The sequence below is a fragment of the Bacillus sp. 22-7 genome (assembly GCF_010628845.1).
Classification (GTDB): Bacteria; Bacillota; Bacilli; order Bacillales; family Cytobacillaceae; genus Cytobacillus; species Cytobacillus firmus_B.
Genome location: NZ_NJQY01000009.1, coordinates 56,589 through 76,935 on the forward strand (window position 1 = coordinate 56,589; position 20,347 = coordinate 76,935).

Here is a 20,347-nt window from a genome sequence, read left to right on the forward strand (position 1 = left end):
GGAGATTTTTTATAAAACAGCAGCATGGAATACTTGTTTTTGGCATTTAAGGAGTGAGAATCTTGAATATAGACGCTATTATTGTTGGGGGAGGGCCCTGCGGACTGGCAGCTGCCATTGCCCTTCAGGAAGCTGGAAAAACCCCCCTTGTTATTGAAAAGGGCAATATCGTAAATGCAATATACAACTACCCAACACACCAGACTTTCTTCAGCACAAGTGAGAAGCTCGAAATCGGCGGGGTGCCCTTCATAACGGAAAATTACAAGCCTAAGAGAAACCAGGCGCTAACGTATTACCGGGAAGTGGTGAAAAGGAAAGGCATTAAGATCAATGCTTACGAAAAAGTTCTAAATGTAGTAAAAAATCATTCCGAAGCATTTGAAGTACAAACTGATAAGGGGGATTATACAGTTAATAACGTCATAATTGCTACAGGTTATTATGATAATCCCAATTACATGGAAGTTCCCGGTGAGGATCTTTCAAAGGTACTTCACTATTTCAAAGAAGCTCACCCATTTTTTGATAAAGACGTAGCAGTTATCGGAGGGAAGAACTCAAGCGTTGATGCCGCAATCGAGCTGGTAAAAGCAGGAGCAAGAGTTACGGTGATCTATCGCGGAACAGAATATTCACCAAGCATAAAGCCCTGGATTTTGCCTGAGTTTGAGTCTTTAGTGAGAAATGGCGTCATTAAAATGGAGTTCAATGCACATGTGAAAGAAATTAGTGAAAATAAGCTATTATATACAGTGGATGGTAAAGCCTTTGACATTAAAAACGATTTTGTGTTTGCCATGACTGGCTATCATCCTGATCACGGATTTTTAAGAAATATGGGGATTCAAATTAATGATGAAACCGGGCGCCCTCAATTTAACCCTGAAACAATGGAAACGAATGTCCCTGGAATATTTATTGCAGGTGTGATAGCTGCCGGAAATAATGCCAACGAAATTTTTATTGAAAATGGAAGATTTCACGGCGGACAAATAGCAAAAGCAATAATTGAAAAAGAGAGCGGAAACAGAAAAGGCTGATCATTTCAGATCAGCCTTTTAATTATATTTGAAAAATCTCTTCGATATTTTGCTGTGTCTCCAGTCCAATTAACAGTTTAATTCTGGCTTTTTGTCCATTAAGCCCATTTGAAAATATTACCCCCATGTCCTTGAGATGTTTTCCGCCTCCGTCATAACCATAAACATCTTGAGCAATTCCATTGAAGCAGCGGGAAACCAATACAATCGGAATGTTTTTTTCTGTAAGGGCTTTAATGCCCTCAATTGTGGCTGGAGGCAGATTACCTTGTCCAAGTGCTTCGATAACAACACCATCGAAATCTAAATTCCCTATCGCATGAAGCAAAGAAGAATCCATTCCGGCGAAGGCTTTAATGAGTGTGACTTTTTTTACAACTGTATCCAAAGGGTAGTATTCTCTATTTGTCGGCGCGTTATGGAATAATACACCTCTCTTTGTGACTATTCCAATTGGCCCGTACTGAGGGCTCTGGAAAGTAGAGACATTACTCGTATGTGTTTTTGTAACATTTTCTGCTGTATGGATTTCATCATTCAAAACGACAAGGACTCCTTTGTCTTTTGCTTCTTCACAAGCAGCTACACGAATAGAAGAAATAAGGTTGTATAGTCCGTCTGAACCGATTTCATTACTCGATCTCATTGCACCTGTAACAACGATCGGAAGGGATGTTTTCACACTTAAGTCCAAAAAGTAGGCTGTCTCTTCTAATGTATCTGTTCCATGTGTGATCACTACGCCGCTAATCTCTTCCTTTGCAAGGCTGTTTTCAATGATTTCCTTTAATTTAAGCATTTCCTTTGGCGTAATATGCGGTGAAGGAAGGTGGAATGGCTCTTCAATCAGTAATTCTGCAAGGGACAGCAGTTCCTTTGTTTTTTCAGTTAATGGATTATTATCTGTTGGTTTTACGGCACCTGTTTCTGCATCCTCGCTCATTGAAATGGTGCCCCCTGTGTGTATAACAAGTATCTTTTTTTTCTCCATGTTAATCCCCCAATTTTCGCCTTGAAAAATAAATATGAACCGAAATATTTATTTTCCAATATTTGAATAATCATTTTAATTCTTACTATATCATGATACGATTAAGAAAACAGATTGAAAAGAGGACAGCTCATGCTGGGAATATTATCCGCTGGCATCGCGCCGGGACTGGCACTATTAAGTTATTTTTATTTAAAAGATCAATATGAGTCAGAACCTATCTCAATGGTTTTTAAAACTTTTTTATTTGGTGCTTTGCTTGTGTTCCCTATCATGTTCATCCAATATGTTTTAGAAACTGAAGGGGTGCTGCAGTCCAGTTTAGCGGATGCATTTCTATCATCAAGCATGCTGGAAGAGTTCTTTAAATGGTTTATATTATTCTATACTATTTATCAGCATATAACCTTTGATGAACCATATGATGGAATTGTGTATGGTGCCTCGGTATCACTCGGCTTTGCTACTGCAGAAAATATCTTCTATCTCATCGGGCTAGGTGTGGAACACGCACTTGGGAGGGCCTTGCTCCCGGTTTCCAGTCATGCTCTCTTCGGTGTTATCATGGGCTATTATATAGGAAAAGGAAAATTCTCGGCAACATCTACAAAAAAATGGATAGCCTTTTCACTTCTTATACCTTTTCTCCTTCACGGTATTTACGACTATATCCTTATTTCCCTTAAGCATTGGATTTTTATCATGTTTCCATTTATGATCTTCCTTTGGTGGCTGGGCTTAAGAAAAGTTAAAAAAGCAAGGGCTCATAGCGTAAAGCATGTGAATAATCAAATTGATATACAGAAAACTCTCCATTCCTGATGGAGGGTTTTTTATTTGCCGGCAGCCTTAATAAATGATTCAAGTTATTGAATAAAAAGCCAGAGACTACAAAAAATAGGGTCAATGATAAAAGATTGACTTTTGGAGGTTATAATCCATGAAAAAGAAATTTATGGCAGGAAAGGTGTTACTCATAATCTCCCTTTGTGTTCTGGGAATTCCATTGAGCGGGAATATGGAAAAAGCCAATGCCTTTTCAAATCAGGTGATTCAGCACGGGGCTGTAGGTAACGATGTAATAGAACTTCAATCCCGTCTGCAGTATTTAGGCTTTTACAACGGGAAGATCGATGGAGTCTTTGGGTGGGGAACCTATTGGGCACTTAGGAACTTCCAATATGAATTTGGACTTCCCATTGACGGGCTTGCCGGCCAGGAAACAAAAAACAAGCTCGTGAAAGCATCTAAATATAATGAACAATATGTGAAAGAACAAATCAATAAGGGCAATAAATTCACCCATTATGGCGGGGTGGAAACTGAAAAGCAGACTAAGCCTCAGCAAGGGTCAACGGGGGGAACAGCACAGCAGCAGGAAGCTCCCAAACAGCCCACTGCTTCAAATGTCCCTAATGGATTCTCGGAAAATGATATTCAGCTAATGGCCAATGCAGTCTATGGAGAGTCAAGAGGGGAACCGTATACAGGCCAGGTGGCAGTTGCTGCAGTTATCTTAAACCGTGTAAACAGTGCTTCATTCCCAAACACTGTTTCTGGTGTCATTTTTGAGCCTCGTGCTTTTACTGCCGTTGCCGATGGACAGATATGGCTAACGCCGAATGATACGGCAAAAAAAGCAGTACTGGATGCGATTAATGGATGGGATCCGACAGGAGAGGCGCTGTATTATTTTAATCCGGATACCGCTACAAGCGGATGGATTTGGACACGGCCGCAAATCAAGCGGATTGGAAAACATATATTCTGTAAATAGAGGGGTGAATAATCATGCTTAGAGGAATTCTTATTGGAGTACTTGCGCTGGGTGTTGCCGGTACAGCGTTTTGGGGTTATCAGGAACACCGGGAGAAAAATGCAATCCTCATTAATGCTGAAAATAATTATCAAAGAGCATTTCATGATTTAACTTATCAAGTCGACCTATTGCATGACAAAATCGGAACAACTTTAGCGATGAATTCGAGAACTTCGCTATCACCTGAATTGGCAGAAGTATGGAGATTGACTTCAGAAGCCCACTCGGATGTGGGCCAGCTGCCTCTAACACTTCTTCCTTTCAATAAAACCGAAGAATTTCTATCCAATATTGGAGATTTCAGTTATCGGACAGCAGTAAGAGATTTAGAGAAGGAGCCATTATCTGAGAAGGAATACCAAACGCTCAAACAGCTTTATAAGCAATCTGCGGATGTTCAGCAGGATTTACGTAAAGTACAGCATATGGTTCTTGAAAAGAACTTAAGATGGATGGATGTGGAAATGGCTCTCGCGTCCAATAAAGAACCTGCAGATAATACAATCATAGACGGCTTTAAGACAGTGGAAAAAACAGTTGAAGGCTATGGAGAGACAGACTTTGGGCCTGCATTTGTAAATATGCAGAAAAAAGATGAAAACTACAAATATCTGAATGGCAAAGAAATAACAGAAAAAGAAGCTGCACGTATTGGCCAGCGTTATGCAGGTTTGGGAAAGAATGTGAATATCAGAGTAACGGAAAACGGCAAGGGATCTGATTACGGGTTTTTCAGTGTGAGTATCCTAAACGAGAAAACAAATGAAGAAGCAAACATGGATATTACCAAAAAAGGCGGCTATCCAATCTGGTTTATCCTCGACCGGAAAGTGGCGAAACAAAAAGTAAGTCTTAATGAGGCAAGCAATAATGCAGTTAAATTTCTTAAGGACAATGGCTTTAAAGACCTGGATTTATTCGAGAGTGCCCAATATGACAATTTAGGGGTATTCACCTTCGTGTCGAACCAGGATGGTGTAAGAATTTATCCGGACTCCATCCGTGTGAAAATTGCGCTTGACAATGGCAGGATGACTGCTTTTTCTGCCGAAGATTATTTAAAATCTCATCACCAGCGAGAAATCCCTGAGCCTGCGATTACTTCAGAAGAGGCAAGATCCAAGGTGAATCCGCAGCTGAAGGTCATGGAAGACAGGCGTGCAATAATCATTAACGATTTGAATCAGGAAGTTTCCTGTTATGAATTTATGGGCACATTGGGTGAAGATACTTACAGGATTTATATAAATGCAGAAACTGGACAGGAAGAAAAAGTAGAAAAGCTTAAGAATGCAGAACCAATATTTGAAGATGTAGTGTAAAGAAAGCCGGATAGGCTTTCTTTTTTTTGTTTGGCTATTTTCGAAGGTTTGTTGCTTTTTGTATATTATTCACTGATTTGATTGGAGCGGAAGGTGCGAGATCCTCGAAAATGCATTCGAATTTTCTTCGTGCGGTGTTTAACCAATGAAGCTTATTCAATGTCCTGCGGGAGTAGCGGGACAGGTGAGACCCCGCAGACGCAGAGCGTCGAGGAGGCTCACCGCCCGCCCCGCGGTTCGCTGAGCAGCCTGGAGCGGAAATCAACGGACAGCATTAAAGAACAGCAATTTATTCAGAGTGTTTGGGTCTTTTTGCCTAAAGGAAATAAAAATGTTATTGCAGGATTCTTATATAGCGTTCATAATTAAATGACAAGATTATCCTTTTATTATGGGGAAGTGTGGAAGTATGATAAATATTGGTGAAGCATTGATGCTCGAATTGACGTACTCTGAAAAACCTGAGAAGTATAAATGCAAGCTTGCCGAAAGAGAAGGAAATAACTTATATATTGATTATCCAATAAATCAGGAAACGAATAAAACTGCATTTCTGGTTGATGGTACACAGCTGAAGGCTACCTTTTTGGCTGATGATGGAACGGTATATCTTTTCGAAAGCGAGGTTCTTGGAAGAGTTAAGCAAAAAATCCCGATGATGATTTTATCATATCCCGGGGATGAACATTTAGTGAAAATTCAAAGACGGCAGTTTGTCCGGGTAGAAACTCCTGTTGATGTTGCAATCCATGCGGAAAATAATGAGTTCTCTCCTTTGGTGTCCGTTACGGATGATATTAGTGCAGGCGGGGCTGCGATCATTGCTAAGATGGATAGTTCCTTAAAAGCCAATATGCAAATATTTACTTATTTCGTATTAGCCATGCAAAACGGTGTCAATTATTATTTGAAGCTTAAAAGTAAGGTAATAAGAGTCTCTGAACCCCGAAATGGTAAATCGCTTATTTCTATTCAGTTTATGGAGGTAAGCCCGCAGGACAGGCAATTGCTTCTGCGCTTTTGTTTCGAAAGGCAATTGGCCATGAAGAAAAAAGGCCTGGAAATATGAAGAAAGGAATAATTTTTATATTCATCTCTCATAATAGATGGTGAAGTCTATTGACTTGATTTTATATTTCCGGTTGGAGAGATGGCAATGATGAAAACAGTGGAGAGGATTATTCTTAAATTAATAATAGTGCAATTTGTTTTCCTGCTGATCACTCAATTTTTTTTTCATCATATGGATGCTTTTCCCGAATTAAAGCAGCTGACACAGTATGAAGGTGTCACAGATCAGAATTTTACTGAGCTGCTTGAAACTTTCAGGAAAAATAATTAGCAGGCAGGCGCCTGCTTATTTTTTGTGGTGAGATTTTTTTGAGACTGCTTTTGAAAATTTGTAAGACTTAAAATACAGCTTATTTATGCACTGAAGCAGACTTATTATGTTAAAATAAAAGCGGAATGAACCTGGGGAAAAAGCGGCCAGGGTTACACAGGAGGAACTATGAGTAAACGTATATCAATCGCAATTGACGGCCCAGCTGCTGCAGGGAAAAGTACAGTAGCAAAGATCGTGGCGGAGAAATTATCTTACATATATATTGATACTGGTGCCATGTATCGAGCCTTGACTTATAAAGCAATTCAGAAAAATGCAAACCTCGAAGATGAAGCCTCTCTTATGGAGATTTTAAACAATACAGTTATTGAACTGCAGCCAGGCGAAAAAGGGCAATTAATTCATCTTGACGGCCAGGATGTGACAAATGAAATCAGGACTTCCGAAGTGACAAATTCTGTTTCCGTTGTCTCGATGCATAGGCTGGTTAGGGAAGAAATGGTTTCGCGCCAGCAAAGCTTTGCTTTAAATGGAGGAGTGGTAATGGATGGACGGGATATTGGAACCCATGTCCTGCCCCAAGCAGAAGTAAAGATTTTTCTTTTAGCCTCTGTCGATGAAAGAGCTGTAAGGCGACATAACGAAAATATCCAGAAGGGATATCCATCTGATCTTGAAAAGCTGAAGGAAGAAATTTCTTTAAGGGACAAATTGGACTCTGAACGTGAAGTAGCTCCATTAAAGAAAGCAGATGATGCAAAAGAGATTGATACAACTTCTTTGTCAATTGGACAGGTAGTCGATAAGATAATGGATCTGGCTATTGAAAGGATTGGTTCAAAGTGAATCTCTATTCTTTTGCCAAAGCAGCGGTTTATGGAGTCCTAAAACCCATTTACAGATTTGAAGTATTCGGAAAGGAGAACTTTCCGAAAGAAGGCGGAGTTCTTCTTTGCTCTAATCATATAGATAATCTTGATCCTCCGGTAGTCGGCATTAATGCTCCAAGGTCAGTTTATTTTATGGCCAAAGAAGAGCTTTTTAATGTACCGGTTCTGGGGAAAATTCTTCCCGATCTAAACGCATTTCCTGTCAAGAGAGGAATGAGTGACAGGGAGGCATTAAGAAAAGGGCTTGGAATCTTAAAAGAAGGAAATGTTTTAGGGCTTTTTCCAGAGGGTACTAGAAGTAAAACGGGGCAGCTGGGGAAAGGACTGGCGGGTGCAGGCTTTTTTGCTCTCAGGTCAGAAGCGCATGTCGTTCCCTGCGCCATCATTGGCCCCTATAAAGCTTTTTCAAAATTAAAAGTTGTTTATGGAAAACCAATTGATATGAAAGAGCTAAGAGAAAGAAAGGCTTCGGCAGAGGAAACCACCGAATTGATTATGTCAGAAATACGTAAATTAATTGAAGATTACTCATAGACCTTCTTGCTTGACAAAAAACTTCTTTTGTAAGAAGTTAGTAAAAAGGCATTTTTTAAAAAGGCGAAAATATTCGAAAAATTAGGCTGTCCTTTACTGAACAATTTTTATATGAGGGCAGAAAGAGACATTCAACAACAGTTGAAAAAAAGCCTGCAAAATAAATAGCCATTCGAGTATTTCTGCTGCTGACACAGGGTTCTTGCCTGGATGGCAGGCAGTTGAATACAGATTAAAAATTTGAAAGCAGCCATTGGATTAAGGAGGAATACATATGTCAGAGGAAATGAATCAAGTAGAAGTTAAGAATTTTGAGGTGGGTGACAAGGTGAAAGGCCAAGTTACCAAGGTTGAAGAAAAGCAAGTCATTGTTGATCTTGCTGACAGCAAACTGGACGGGATTATCCCGATCAGCGAGCTTTCAAGCCTGCACATTGAAAAAGCTGGCGATGCGGTATCAGAAGGAGATCAACTCGAGCTTGAGGTTTTAAAAGTCGAGGAAGATGCTCTTATTCTTTCAAAGCGTAAAGTTGATGCCAGTAAGTCATGGGAAACTCTCGAAAAGAAATTCAATGAGGGTGAAGTTTTTGAAGCAGAAATAAAAGATGTAGTTAAAGGCGGATTAGTAGTAGACCTGGGTGTCCGCGGATTTGTTCCTGCTTCCCTGGTTGAAGCTCATTTTGTTGAAGATTTTACTGATTATAAAGGCAAAACGATGACATTTAAAATTGTTGAGCTTGATAAAGATAAAAATCGTCTGATTCTTTCCCATCGTGCTGTAATAGAGGAAGAAAAAGGCAAGCAGAAACATCAAGTGCTGGAGTCCCTTCAGGCAGGCCAGGTCCTGGATGGAACAGTTCAAAGAATTACTGACTTTGGAGCATTTGTTGATATCGGCGGAATAGATGGACTTGTTCATATTTCCCAGCTTTCCTATGAGCATGTGGAAAAGCCTTCAGATGTTGTCGAGGAAGGCCAAAAAGTGAAAGTGAAAGTATTAAGCGTTGACCGCGACAATGAACGCATTTCACTATCCATTAAGGAGACTCTGCCTGGACCATGGGATAATATCAGCGAAAAGGCTCCTAAAGGCAGCACACTTGATGGAACAGTAAGAAGGCTTGTTTCATACGGAGCATTTGTTGAAGTTTTCCCGGGTGTTGAAGGACTTGTCCATATTTCTCAAATTGCTCATAAGCACATCGGAACTCCACATGAAGTTCTAAGCGAAGGACAGGAAGTGAAAGTGAAGGTTCTTGATGTGAACGAACAGGATCAGCGTTTGTCATTGAGCATCAAAGATCTTCTTGAAAAAGAGCAGGAAGAAGTGACTGACTATGAACTTCCTGAAGAAACAAAAGGCTTCTCGCTTGGTGATATGATTGGCGACCAGCTAAAGAATTTAAAAAAGTAATGGTGATAAATTGTGTCCAGATCAAAACGTAAATGGGATCATATACAGCATGCTTTAGCAACAGGCCAGAGCAGCAATACCGGTTTAGCGGATGTTGCTTTTGTACATCAAAGCCTTCCTGATGCGTTTCTTGATCAGGCAGATTTAGGCACTTCAATTGGCGAACTTTCATTAAGTTCGCCAATTTTTATAAATGCCATGACAGGAGGCGGAGGAGAAAGAACGGTTCAAATTAACCGTGATCTCGCCTTGGCTGCCAAATCAACAGGCCTTGCTATGGCAGTAGGGTCTCAGATGTCTGCACTTAAGGATCCAAGTGAAGCAGAATCCTACAGGGTTGTCAGACGAGAAAACCCCCGAGGGATTATTTTTGGCAACTTAGGAAGTGAAGCTACAATCGATCAGGCAAAAGCAGCAGTTGATATGATTGAAGCAGATGCACTGCAAATTCATTTAAATGCTGTACAGGAATTGACCATGCCGGAAGGGGACCGTGATTTTCGCGGTGCATTAAAGAGAATTGAAAATATCGTCGCCCATTCCGAAGTCCCAGTAGTAGTAAAAGAAGTAGGGTTTGGCATAAATAAAGAAGCAGCTTCAATGCTTTCATCTATCGGTGTTACAGCCATTGATATCGGCGGATTTGGAGGAACAAATTTCTCCCGTATTGAAAATGCAAGAAGAGATAGACTGTTAACGTTTTTCGATGAATGGGGAATACCGACAGCTGTCTCCATCGCAGAAGCTGCATCTTTAAAAGCAGGCGTTGCTGTCATTGCTTCCGGGGGAATTCAGACAAGTCATGATATAGCAAAGGCAGTTGCGCTTGGTGCAGGAGCTGCCGGGATGGCGGGATTCTTTTTAAAGGTTCTGATGAAAGAAGGACTTGAGGCACTTATCGAAGAGATTAACAGTATTCATTCTGAATTGAAGATGATCATGACTGCCTTGGGGGCAAAAAACATAGCGGAACTCCAGCAGTCTCCGATTATCATATCTGGAAGAACCCACCATTGGCTGAATGAACGTGGAATTGATACAAAAGCATATTCCAGACGGACCACCCAAAAATAGCTCTCGTCATTTGACGAGAGCTATTTTTTTCATTATGGCTGCAGTGCATAGCAAGGCGCAGCAGCTTTTCTTAACTGTATTTCGAATCATTCAGAGATCTGGCTTCTTCGGGACTCTGCATCTTGGAAGCTCCAGGATAATGAAGTGCCTGGTCGCGATCGGACTCCACTTTTCCGCTATTTTTCAGCTTTTTTTCCTGTCTGTCTTTGCCCATATTTAACACCTCCATGTTATTAAGATGAAGTGAGCGGAAGAGAATTATGCAAAAAAGGCAACTGGGATTCCATAGACGCAGCTTTTGAACTTACAGGGTTAATTTACATACGAAGTAGCCATAATGGAAATGATAGGAGGTAGAGGATGGAAGGGTTAATTTTTTATTGGATTTCCTGGATGGTTTGGATTATGGCGACGTTTTTTATGGCTCGAACTAACAAATACAGGTTTTTATTGTCTGCCTGGATCTTATGCTTAGTGATCATGTCACCCCTGACAGTTAATATCCTTAATTTTGAAATTGGTATTGCTGTACTTTTTCTGCTTGCATCACTATATGTTTTTGCCGGGAGACTAAAAAAACTGAGCAGACTTTATTTCCTTTTTTGCACATTCATCCTGATGATGGCCTATGTCACTTTTCACCTTTTTGAACTGTTTGATCCTGTTTGGGTGATTTTCTCCCGGGAATGGATGCTTTCAGTCCTTATGGTTTATATGGCTGTACTCCTGCAAAAAAACAGAATGCTCAGGCTGCCGTTAATATTGCTCGGAGGCATTCAGGGAGAATTTTTGTATGCATTTATCCTTAAATCATTTTCCTTTCCGTATACGATTGGATCATTGGCCTTTTTGGATATCATGGCCATTTCAATTTCCATATCTTCTTTATGGATTGCAGTGCATTGGACGGTCAAATATATTGAAGCGAACTTTAAACATTTTGAAAGGGAGAAACAAAAATTATCATGAGTGAATACACGTACCCGATCCTTTTTGGTCTGGCAACAGGAACCTTGACCCGTATTTATATGCTTCGGACCGATTACCGGCAATATCCTACATATTTGCATGGGAAAATTATACACGTTGCACTGGGATTCATTGCTGCAGGCCTGGGAACGGTAGCAATTCCTTCAATTATGGAGGAAGACTTCACAGCCATCACCTTTCTGACTCTTGCAGCATCCCAGTTTAGAGAAGTCAGAAATATGGAGAGAAACACACTTACTGAGCTGGACAGCTATGAAATGGTTCCAAGAGGCAAAACATATATAGAAGGTGTAGCAATAGCCTTTGAAAGCAGGAATTATCTTGTAATCTTCACATCATTGCTTAGTACTCTAGGCTATCTGCTATTTAATATATGGGGAGGACTTGCGGCAGCGGTTCTTGCCTTACTGATTTCCACGAAATTAATGTCGGGTGGCAGGCTGAAGGATATTGTTGATGTTGAGTTTGTGGAACCGCGTTTTGATGGAGCAGGCTTGTATGTGGACAATATTTACATTATGAATATTGGCTTGCCTGAAAGGCAAGCAGAAGTGCTCCGATATGGCATGGGGTTTATTTTAAATCCAAAAAATTTCAATGCCCGATCCACTATTGCTAATCTGGGACAGAGGCAGGCTATATTGCATGATGTTTCTACAGCTTTGGGTGTTTACCGGGATTCCGGGACTCCTGCGCTTGTTCCTCTGGCGAAAAGGGATCTGGATGATGGGCGTGTAGGGGTATTTGTCTTGCCCCAGGAAAAGGATATTAATAAAGCCCTAAAAGTCATCGAAGCAGTCCCGACACTCGAAAATGCGATTAGGATGCCTACTGAACGGCAAACGAACGGGAAAGGAAGTTAGTGTATGGTGCTTGAAAAATACATACTTGCTGCAATTACAACAAATCCATCCAAAATACCTTCAGGAACAGCCGTTTTTCATTGTGAAGATAAAAAAGAAATGGAAATCATCGCAGCCAATCTTGAAGCAATTCTAGACGGAATTGCCCATGCCTTAACAGAAGAACTATATGTAATTGTTAAGCATTAAGGGAGGTTTCCAAGTTTTTCATTGCCGTGAAGGTTTCTCTTTGTTAAAATATCTAAGTTAGACCCTTCTATCTTTGAGAAGGGTTTATTTTATAAATGTAAAGCGTTTTGGATGGTTTTAACATCAATGTAGTGTTATTGTGGACAGCCATCTGTATGCTTACTTTAAGTAAAAGTCCTAAATGGATCATAGACGCAAAGTTTAACAATTTAAGAATAAAGAATCGAAAGGGTGATGTTCATGGCAAAACCAGTTTTGGCTATTGTCGGGCGTCCTAACGTTGGAAAATCAACGATATTTAACAGAATTGTAGGAGAACGGATATCAATTGTCGAAGATATTCCGGGAGTGACCAGGGACAGAATTTATAGTTCTGCAGAATGGCTGACTCATGATTTTAATATTATTGATACAGGCGGAATTGATATTGGGGACGAGCCATTTTTAGAGCAAATTCGTCTTCAGGCAGAAATTGCGATAGATGAAGCAGATGTCATTGTCTTTCTTGTGAACGGAAGAGAGGGTGTCACAAGCGCAGATGAGGAAGTTGCGAAAATTTTATATAAAGCCAAAAAGCCTGTAGTTCTGGGTGTGAATAAAATCGATAACCCTGAGATGCGGGATTTGATTTATGACTTTTATGCACTTGGCTTTGGTGAGCCGTTTCCGATTTCAGGTTCCCATGGTCTTGGTCTTGGAGACTTGCTTGATGAAGCTGCTAAGCATTTCCCAAAACATGGCCAAAGTGAATATGGAGAAGATGTCATTAAGTTTTCATTAATTGGCCGCCCGAATGTCGGGAAATCCTCCCTTGTAAATGCAATGCTTGGCGAAGAACGGGTCATTGTCAGCAATATTGCAGGCACCACAAGAGATGCAATCGACTCGAAGGTAAAAGTGGATGGACAGGAATATGTCATCATTGATACTGCGGGTATGCGAAAAAAAGGGAAAGTATATGAAACAACAGAAAAATATAGTGTACTAAGAGCTTTGAGGGCAATTGAACGTTCCGATGTTGTCCTGGTGGTCATTGATGGGGAAGAAGGAATCATTGAACAGGACAAGCGCATAGCCGGTTATGCTCATGAAGCAGGCAGAGCTGTTGTTATCGTTGTCAATAAGTGGGATGCTGTTGAAAAAGATGAGAAAACAATGAAGGCATTTGAACATAATATCCGTGAGCATTTTCAATTCCTGGATTATGCACCTGTTGTTTTCCTTTCTGCCAAAACTAAAAAGCGTATTCATACACTTATTCCAATGATTAACACAGCCAGTGAAAATCATTCTTTGCGTGTTGAAACAAGCGTCTTGAATGATGTTGTCATGGATGCTGTTGCAATGAATCCTACGCCAACAGATAAAGGAAGACGCCTCAGAATTTATTACACCACACAGGTTGCTGTGAAGCCGCCGACATTTGTTGTGTTTGTCAATGATCCTGAACTTCTTCATTTTTCATATGAACGGTTCCTGGAAAACCGAATCAGGGACGCTTTTGGTTTTGAAGGCACACCTATTAAGATATTTGCAAGGGAAAGAAAATAATGCGATGACTCCGGCCGGATAGCTTTATAATGTGTCTGGCTGCAGAATCGGATGAATTTTTGATGCATCAAATACATTAAAAGGCAGTGATCAAATGGAGCGAAAAAAAGAAAGCGTTGCTGTAGCTGGTGCCGGCAGCTGGGGTACTGCCCTGGCGATGGTGCTTGCAGATAATGGGCATGATGTCAGACTGTGGGGCCATAATCCTGATCAGATAGAGGAAATTAATAAGCACCATACTAATCAAAAATATTTATCAGGGATACAGCTGCCTGCAGAAATAAAAGGATATACATCACTTGAAGAGGCTTTAACCGGAACAGACACGCTGATTTTGGCAGTTCCGACAAAGGCCATTCGTGAAGTAGTGGGGAAGATCAAGGGAATTAGAAGAGAGCCCCTAACCATTGTACATGTAAGTAAAGGAATTGAACCTGATTCACTTCTCAGGATATCTGAAATGATTGAAGAGGAAATGCACGGAGACCTTCTGGACAGTGTAGTTGTGCTATCAGGCCCAAGCCATGCAGAAGAAGTTAGTCTCAGACATCCGACAACTGTTACGGTATCATCAAAAAATATGGACGCTGCCGAAAAAATTCAGGATTTGTTTATCAATAACAACTTCAGAGTATATACCAACCCTGATATCATTGGAGTGGAAATTGGCGGTGCTTTGAAAAATATCATTGCCCTTGCTGCCGGAATTACAGATGGCTTAGGTTATGGAGACAATGCAAAGGCAGCTCTGATAACGAGAGGTCTTGCTGAAATTGCCCGTCTCGGGTTGAAGATGGGGGCAAGTCCGCTTACTTTCTCCGGATTAGCGGGTATCGGGGATTTGATCGTTACATGTACTTCCGTCCATTCACGCAATTGGAGAGCAGGTAACCTTCTTGGAAAGGGACATAATCTGCAGGAAGTTCTGGATAATATGGGCATGGTCGTAGAGGGTGTCAGAACAACAAAAGCGGCGCATCAGCTTGCTCAAAAATATGACGTCAAAATGCCTATTACCACTGTTCTGTATGATGTCCTTTTTAATAATGTTAATGCGAAGGATGCTGTTGATCTTCTGATGGCAAGAGGGAAAACACATGAGATGGAAGATCTTGCGAACGTTTTGGAAGATCAAAGCGGGAATAAAAAAATCTAATATCTATATAAATTTAAAAATATAGGCATTAGATGATGCGAGACAGCAGGTTCCTGCATACAATGCAACGAAGCAAACTAGTGTAATGAACAGGGTGCTGGGTTATTTAGTCAAATGGCTGAGGTAAAGAATTGCCCCTTCTTTGCCTCAGTTTTTTTTGTCTTCATTTTTTTCGTGATGAAAAGTTTTTAGATTTATCCATTTAATATGGTATAATACATTTCGGAAAAGGGAGTTGATTTGTATGTCGCCGGCTTTAATGAAAATGTGGATTTCCCTTGCTTCTATGGGATTCATGTTTTTATCTATAATATTGATTTATCTTAGCCGATACAAGCTGAAAGCTGGAGTTTTTAAGTTTATAACAGCTATCGTTGCCTACTTTTTAATGATAATAAGCGGAATTATTATAGTGATTGTCGTGTTCAGCGGTCCGACAAGCAGCTAGCACTTTTACATAAAGGGTTGATTACATGAAAAAAGCTTTTAACATGTTTTTGCTTTTACTAAGCTTTGCTTTGATTCTGACAGGCTGTATGTACCCTGAAGAGAAATTATCTCAAAACCAGATAGCCTATAAGGATCAGATTCAGTCAGTACAGTCTGCAGTGGATCAATATAGGGAAGCGAATGGAGGTCTCCTTCCAATTAAAACCAAGGGCCAGACAACCCCTATCTATCAAAAATATCCAATTGACTTCAAAAAAATTGCTCCTGAATACATGGCAGAACCGCCTGGAAATGCCTTTGAATCCGGCGGAGTTTTTCAATATGTGATTGTTGACGCAGAAACAGATCCAAAAGTGAAAATTTTTGATTTGAGAATTGCTGAAACAATCCGGGATATTAACCTGAGGGTTAAGGCACATGGATTCCCGCCATATAAAGAGCAAATTGCTGAAAATGTTTATACAATGGATTTTAACAAATTAGGATTTAAGGAAGAGCCAAAAGCCCTCAGTCCTTATAGCGGCCAGAGCCTTCCATATGTCGTAACCGGCAATGCTGAGGTATATGTAGATTATCGGGTTGATTTGTATAAGGCATTGGAGAATAAGGAGAATAAACCTGAACCTGGAAAGGATATTAGAAATCTTCTTGTGGAGGATTCTGATTTTGTTCCCGCCTATTCACTGCCTTATACAATTGAGCCCGGCACAAATGATCCAATCTTTTTGGTGAAATAGTCATAACCCTTCTCCTTCAAAATATATTGTAGGAGAAGGGTTATTTTTTTATTTATTTTTATAACCACTCTTCAACTAATGACTAAAAGCATAAAGGCAAAGAAATAAAGGAGCAGGGGAGTTTGAAAATAAAAAGGAAATTTGGAATGGCCTGCTGTCCATTCCAGACTGTCATAGGATTGGAGATTTCCAGCTCGATTGACAGGTGCAGTGCACTTTCCTGATAGGGGGGTAAAAAAGAAAAAAACTGTCATAACAATGTAGGACAACATCATACACATATAATGTCCAAACATAATAGATAGGATAATATTATCCCATTAACTCAAGATTTCAGGAGGGGATCACTTGGAAAAGGTTGATATTTTTAAAGATATTGCCGAAAGAACTGGCGGCGATATATATTTCGGAGTAGTTGGCGCAGTTCGCACCGGCAAATCTACATTTATAAAAAAGTTCATGGAATTGGTTGTACTGCCAAATATGGAGAACGAAGCAGAACGTGCCCGCACACAGGATGAGCTTCCGCAAAGTGCTGCCGGCAAAACAATTATGACCACAGAACCGAAATTTGTTCCTAACCAGGCTGCTACAGTTCATGTAGCGGAAGGGCTGAATGTAAATATCAGGCTTGTGGATTGTGTGGGATATACAGTACCGGGGGCGAAGGGCTATGAAGACGAAAACGGCCCGAGAATGATCAATACACCATGGTATGAAGAGCCGATTCCTTTTCACGAAGCTGCTGAAATAGGAACAAGAAAGGTGATTCAGGAGCATTCCACAATCGGAGTGGTGATTACAACAGACGGAACAATTGGGGAGATACCGCGTGCAAACTATATTGAGGCTGAAGAAAGAGTTATTGAGGAGTTAAAGGAAGTTGGCAAGCCGTTTATCATGATCATAAACAGCGTCCAGCCTCACCACCCAAATACGGATGCCCTCAGAAATGATCTTGCTGAAAAATATGATATCCCTGTCCTGGCTATGAGCGTAGAGGGCATGAGAGAATCAGATGTATTAAATGTTATGCGTGAAGCTCTTTATGAGTTCCCGGTACTGGAAGTGAATGTAAATCTTCCAAGCTGGGTTATGGTGCTGCATGAAGATCACTGGCTTCGTGAAAGCTATCAGGAAGCAGTTAAAGAAACGGTTAAGGATATTAAGAGGCTAAGAGATGTTGACCGTGTGGTCCATCAGTTCAGCGACTTTGAATTCATTGACCGGGCAGGCCTTGCAGGAATTGAGATGGGGCAGGGAGTAGCCGAAATTGACTTATATGCGCCGGACGATCTTTACGATGAGGTCCTTAAAGAGATAGTGGGCGTTGAAATCCGCGGAAAAGACCACTTGCTCGAGCTGATGCAGGAATTTGCCCATGCTAAAGCAGAGTATGACCAAATTTCCGATGCGCTGAGAATGGTGAAGCAAACCGGCTACGGCATTGCAGCCCCTTCACTGGCTGATATGAGCCTCGATGAACCGGAAATTACACGCCATGGATCACGCTTTGGTGTAAGGCTTAAGGCTGTTGCTCCATCCATTCATATGATTAAAGTAGATGTGGAATCTGAGTTCTCTCCTATCATCGGAACAGAAAAGCAAAGCGAAGAACTCGTCCGGTACCTGATGCAGGACTTTGAAGATGATCCGCTTTCAATCTGGAACTCCGACATCTTTGGACGCAGCCTCAGCTCCATCGTAAGAGAAGGAATCCAGGCAAAATTGTCACTAATGCCTGAAAATGCAAGATATAAGCTCAAAGAGACTTTAGAAAGAATCATCAACGAAGGCTCTGGCGGATTAATTGCGATAATCCTTTAATGAAGGCTCCTTTTGGAGTCTTTTTTTATTGCCGGCGAAATGAGCCGGAACCGGGCTAACTTCGGACACAGGAGGAGAAAATCAAGTGCTCAGAGTCAGAACCTGTGGCAACTTCGGACAGAGGAGGAGAAAATCCAGTGCCCAGAGTCAGAACCTGGGCCATCTTCGGACACAGGAGGAGAAAATCCAGTGCTCAGAGTCAGAACCCGTGGCAACTTCGGACACAAAAAGCTAAAATCCAATGTTCAAAGTCAGAACCCAGACCTCCTTAAAGGAAATGGCAAACCTTGAAAATTGAAAAAATATGTTTCAACCCGTATGCTAAGGGTAATTAAACGAGGTCAGCGTATTACAAATATGTTGCAGATAAGAAAAGATTCCCATTAAATCATGAAATATTCTTGATAACAGCATTTGATTGTGATAATCTTTTAACAGAATTACCGTTATGGCGGCCAAACCCTTATTTTAAAAGGGTTTATAATGATTTTTTGATTGAAAAATTTCAATTTATCATTTAATATAAGGCTTGTTAAACAAAAACACGCCATAACGTATAGAATTCAGTAATTTTGTTTACAAATGTATGTAAGGAATCTTATTTTACTGGGTTTTATCCATATTTGGGAGGAGGTGAAAGGCATGAACAAAACAGAACTAATTAACGCAGTTGCTGAGGCTGGCGAACTTTCTAAAAAAGACGCGACTAAAGCAGTTGATGCTGTTTTCGATACAATCCTTGATGCTTTGAAAAATGGTGATAAGGTACAACTAATCGGTTTCGGAAACTTTGAAGTTCGCGAACGTGCTGCCCGCAAAGGACGCAACCCGCAAACTGGCGAAGAAATCGAAATCGCTGCAAGCAAAGTTCCTGCTTTCAAACCAGGCAAAGCGCTTAAAGATGCAGTTAAATAATCTACATACAAGTGCTTAAAGCTTATGCTTGAGCTAAAAACCGCGATATATTCGCGGTTTTTTCTTTTTTGCGTTACTGGCTCTTAAAAAGCAGAGGATTCACTCTGTTCCAGATATTTTATTTGAACTCATAGAAAGAAGTTTCAGTTTTGCCTGAATGAGGGGGTTATGCTAATATGAACATATTATTACCACAGTGTTAATACATAGGAGGCATAATTATGGCAGAGGTAAATCGTGCCCAGATCGAAGATGCGGTGCGTTTAATATTGGAAGCAATCGGTGAAGATCCAAATCGGGAAGGACTTCTTGATACACCAAAGCGGGTCGCTAAAATGTATGAAGAAGTTTTTATGGGACTGAACCAGGATCCTAAAGAATACTTTGAAACAGTATTTGGCGAAGACCATGAGGAACTTGTTTTGGTTAAAGATATTCCGTTCTATTCTATGTGTGAACATCATCTTGTGCCTTTCTTTGGTGTTGCCCATGTAGCTTACATCCCGCGGAATGGCAGAGTAACAGGTTTAAGCAAACTCGCCAGAGCTGTAGAGGCAGTTGCGAAGCGTCCTCAGCTTCAGGAACGCATTACATCTACTGTAGCAAATTCGATCCTGGAAAAGCTTGAGCCGCATGGTGTGATGGTTGTTGTGGAAGCAGAGCATATGTGCATGACAATGCGCGGAGTTAAAAAGCCTGGTTCAAAAACGGTGACATCAGCAGTAAGAGGCGTATTTGCAGAGGATGCAAGAGCACGTGCAGAAGTCCTTTCACTGATAAAACAATAATATGGACTCTGTTTATGAATGAGTTTAGGCAATAAACAGGTCAAAGGCTGAAAGATAAAACTTTTAGCCTTTTTTTGTAAATAATTATCAATCACCAACATTTCGCAAAGGATGGTATGAATGGAAAAGAAAAATCCATCAGGAAACGATTATATTGTGATTAAAGCAAAAGAAGACGGTGTTAATGTTATAGGGTTAACAAGAGGATCTGATACAAGATTCCACCATTCAGAAAAACTTGACCAGGGAGAAGTCATGATTGCGCAATTTACTGAGCATACTTCTGCGATTAAGATCAGGGGGAATGCCAGGATCATGACCAGCTATGGAGAACTCGAAAGTGAGGCTAAGAAATAGGTTTCCCCTGGAATTAGAAGGGCAGAATATTTTCATAAGATAATGTCCTGACATGTTCCTGTCATTTATGATATAATTGTCTCTGCTTGATT

At 40.6% G+C, this 20,347-nt stretch carries 23 protein-coding genes; 21 read left to right on the plus strand and 2 right to left on the minus strand.

Annotation, left to right across the window (positions count from 1 at the left end; all coding sequences use genetic code 11):
• The first annotated feature begins 62 nt into the window (after nucleotides 1-62).
• The gene (locus tag CE058_RS07935) at nucleotides 63-1,043 is read left to right on the plus strand and encodes a YpdA family putative bacillithiol disulfide reductase (RefSeq protein WP_048008148.1); all 981 of its coding nucleotides are present in this window, start codon (nucleotides 63-65) and stop codon (nucleotides 1,041-1,043) included.
• Between the two features lie 22 nt (nucleotides 1,044-1,065).
• Here CE058_RS07935 and CE058_RS07940 read toward each other — a convergent pair whose 3' ends face one another.
• Nucleotides 1,066-2,034, minus strand: coding sequence for an asparaginase (locus CE058_RS07940; RefSeq protein WP_048008149.1), 969 nt, complete (start codon nucleotides 2,032-2,034; stop codon nucleotides 1,066-1,068).
• Between the two features lie 132 nt (nucleotides 2,035-2,166).
• Here CE058_RS07940 and prsW point away from each other — a divergent pair, with 132 nt between their 5' ends.
• The 9 genes from prsW to fni all read left to right on the plus strand — a co-directional run bounded on the left by prsW (nucleotide 2,167) and on the right by fni (nucleotide 10,432).
• Nucleotides 2,167-2,856, plus strand: coding sequence for a glutamic-type intramembrane protease PrsW (gene prsW / locus CE058_RS07945; protein WP_048008150.1), 690 nt, complete (start codon nucleotides 2,167-2,169; stop codon nucleotides 2,854-2,856).
• A 118-nt stretch (nucleotides 2,857-2,974) separates the two neighbouring features.
• Nucleotides 2,975-3,811: a spore cortex-lytic enzyme gene (gene sleB / locus CE058_RS07950; protein ID WP_048008151.1), complete on the plus strand. Its 837-nt coding sequence runs from the start codon at nucleotides 2,975-2,977 to the stop codon at nucleotides 3,809-3,811.
• A 14-nt stretch (nucleotides 3,812-3,825) separates the two neighbouring features.
• A complete protein-coding gene (ypeB, locus tag CE058_RS07955) occupies nucleotides 3,826-5,175 on the plus strand; it encodes a germination protein YpeB (protein WP_048008152.1) in 1,350 nt (449 codons plus the stop codon).
• Between the two features lie 409 nt (nucleotides 5,176-5,584).
• Nucleotides 5,585-6,244, plus strand: a complete 660-nt coding sequence (locus tag CE058_RS07960) for a flagellar brake protein (RefSeq protein WP_163141818.1) — start codon at nucleotides 5,585-5,587, stop codon at nucleotides 6,242-6,244.
• Nucleotides 6,245-6,331: 87 nt separating this feature from the next.
• Nucleotides 6,332-6,517, plus strand: a complete 186-nt coding sequence (locus CE058_RS07965; protein WP_386852051.1) for a YpfB family protein — start codon at nucleotides 6,332-6,334, stop codon at nucleotides 6,515-6,517.
• A 168-nt stretch (nucleotides 6,518-6,685) separates the two neighbouring features.
• Nucleotides 6,686-7,366: a (d)CMP kinase gene (cmk, locus tag CE058_RS07970; protein WP_048008155.1), complete on the plus strand. Its 681-nt coding sequence runs from the start codon at nucleotides 6,686-6,688 to the stop codon at nucleotides 7,364-7,366.
• Nucleotides 7,363-7,944: a lysophospholipid acyltransferase family protein gene (locus tag CE058_RS07975; RefSeq protein ID WP_163141821.1), complete on the plus strand. Its 582-nt coding sequence runs from the start codon at nucleotides 7,363-7,365 to the stop codon at nucleotides 7,942-7,944. Before cmk ends, CE058_RS07975 begins: the two co-directional genes overlap by 4 nt.
• Nucleotides 7,945-8,218: 274 nt before the next feature.
• Nucleotides 8,219-9,358: a 30S ribosomal protein S1 gene (rpsA, locus tag CE058_RS07980; protein ID WP_048008157.1), complete on the plus strand. Its 1,140-nt coding sequence runs from the start codon at nucleotides 8,219-8,221 to the stop codon at nucleotides 9,356-9,358.
• Between the two features lie 12 nt (nucleotides 9,359-9,370).
• Nucleotides 9,371-10,432 (plus strand): type 2 isopentenyl-diphosphate Delta-isomerase, encoded by a 1,062-nt coding sequence (gene fni, locus CE058_RS07985; RefSeq protein ID WP_163141824.1) that lies wholly within the window; start codon nucleotides 9,371-9,373, stop codon nucleotides 10,430-10,432.
• A 70-nt stretch (nucleotides 10,433-10,502) separates the two neighbouring features.
• Here the strand turns inward: fni and CE058_RS07990 are convergent, their stop codons facing one another.
• Nucleotides 10,503-10,646: a YpzI family protein gene (locus CE058_RS07990; protein ID WP_082138921.1), complete on the minus strand. Its 144-nt coding sequence runs from the start codon at nucleotides 10,644-10,646 to the stop codon at nucleotides 10,503-10,505.
• Between the two features lie 146 nt (nucleotides 10,647-10,792).
• Between CE058_RS07990 and CE058_RS07995 the strand changes: the two genes are divergently transcribed.
• From CE058_RS07995 to mtrB, 11 genes are all read left to right on the plus strand, one after another.
• Nucleotides 10,793-11,401, plus strand: coding sequence for a YphA family membrane protein (locus tag CE058_RS07995; protein ID WP_163141827.1), 609 nt, complete (start codon nucleotides 10,793-10,795; stop codon nucleotides 11,399-11,401).
• Nucleotides 11,398-12,285 carry a YIEGIA family protein gene (locus tag CE058_RS08000; RefSeq protein ID WP_048008160.1) on the plus strand — a complete coding sequence of 296 codons (888 nt, stop codon included), beginning with the start codon at nucleotides 11,398-11,400 and terminating at the stop codon, nucleotides 12,283-12,285. The genes CE058_RS07995 and CE058_RS08000 overlap by 4 nt, the downstream gene beginning before the upstream one ends.
• Before the next feature lie 3 nt (nucleotides 12,286-12,288).
• Nucleotides 12,289-12,474: a capping complex subunit for YIEGIA gene (locus tag CE058_RS08005; RefSeq protein ID WP_048008161.1), complete on the plus strand. Its 186-nt coding sequence runs from the start codon at nucleotides 12,289-12,291 to the stop codon at nucleotides 12,472-12,474.
• A 240-nt stretch (nucleotides 12,475-12,714) separates the two neighbouring features.
• Nucleotides 12,715-14,025, plus strand: a complete 1,311-nt coding sequence (gene der / locus CE058_RS08010) for a ribosome biogenesis GTPase Der (RefSeq protein WP_163141830.1) — start codon at nucleotides 12,715-12,717, stop codon at nucleotides 14,023-14,025.
• Nucleotides 14,026-14,119: 94 nt separating this feature from the next.
• Complete coding sequence (locus tag CE058_RS08015) at nucleotides 14,120-15,181, plus strand: NAD(P)H-dependent glycerol-3-phosphate dehydrogenase (RefSeq protein ID WP_163141833.1); 1,062 nt, start codon at nucleotides 14,120-14,122, stop codon at nucleotides 15,179-15,181.
• A gap of 244 nt (nucleotides 15,182-15,425) precedes the next feature.
• On the plus strand, nucleotides 15,426-15,629 hold the full coding sequence (locus CE058_RS08020) for a DUF2768 domain-containing protein (RefSeq protein ID WP_048008164.1): 204 nt from the start codon (nucleotides 15,426-15,428) through the stop codon (nucleotides 15,627-15,629).
• Between the two features lie 25 nt (nucleotides 15,630-15,654).
• Nucleotides 15,655-16,368: a hypothetical protein gene (locus tag CE058_RS08025; protein ID WP_163141836.1), complete on the plus strand. Its 714-nt coding sequence runs from the start codon at nucleotides 15,655-15,657 to the stop codon at nucleotides 16,366-16,368.
• Nucleotides 16,369-16,716: 348 nt separating this feature from the next.
• Nucleotides 16,717-18,195, plus strand: a complete 1,479-nt coding sequence (spoIVA, locus tag CE058_RS08030; RefSeq protein WP_048008166.1) for a stage IV sporulation protein A — start codon at nucleotides 16,717-16,719, stop codon at nucleotides 18,193-18,195.
• 642 nt (nucleotides 18,196-18,837) lie between these two features.
• A complete protein-coding gene (gene hbs / locus CE058_RS08035) occupies nucleotides 18,838-19,110 on the plus strand; it encodes a non-specific DNA-binding protein Hbs (protein WP_009332755.1) in 273 nt (90 codons plus the stop codon).
• 221 nt (nucleotides 19,111-19,331) lie between these two features.
• Nucleotides 19,332-19,898, plus strand: a complete 567-nt coding sequence (folE, locus tag CE058_RS08040; protein WP_035330138.1) for a GTP cyclohydrolase I FolE — start codon at nucleotides 19,332-19,334, stop codon at nucleotides 19,896-19,898.
• A gap of 120 nt (nucleotides 19,899-20,018) precedes the next feature.
• The gene (gene mtrB, locus CE058_RS08045) at nucleotides 20,019-20,255 is read left to right on the plus strand and encodes a trp RNA-binding attenuation protein MtrB (RefSeq protein WP_048008168.1); all 237 of its coding nucleotides are present in this window, start codon (nucleotides 20,019-20,021) and stop codon (nucleotides 20,253-20,255) included.
• The last annotated feature ends 92 nt before the right edge of the window (nucleotides 20,256-20,347 follow it).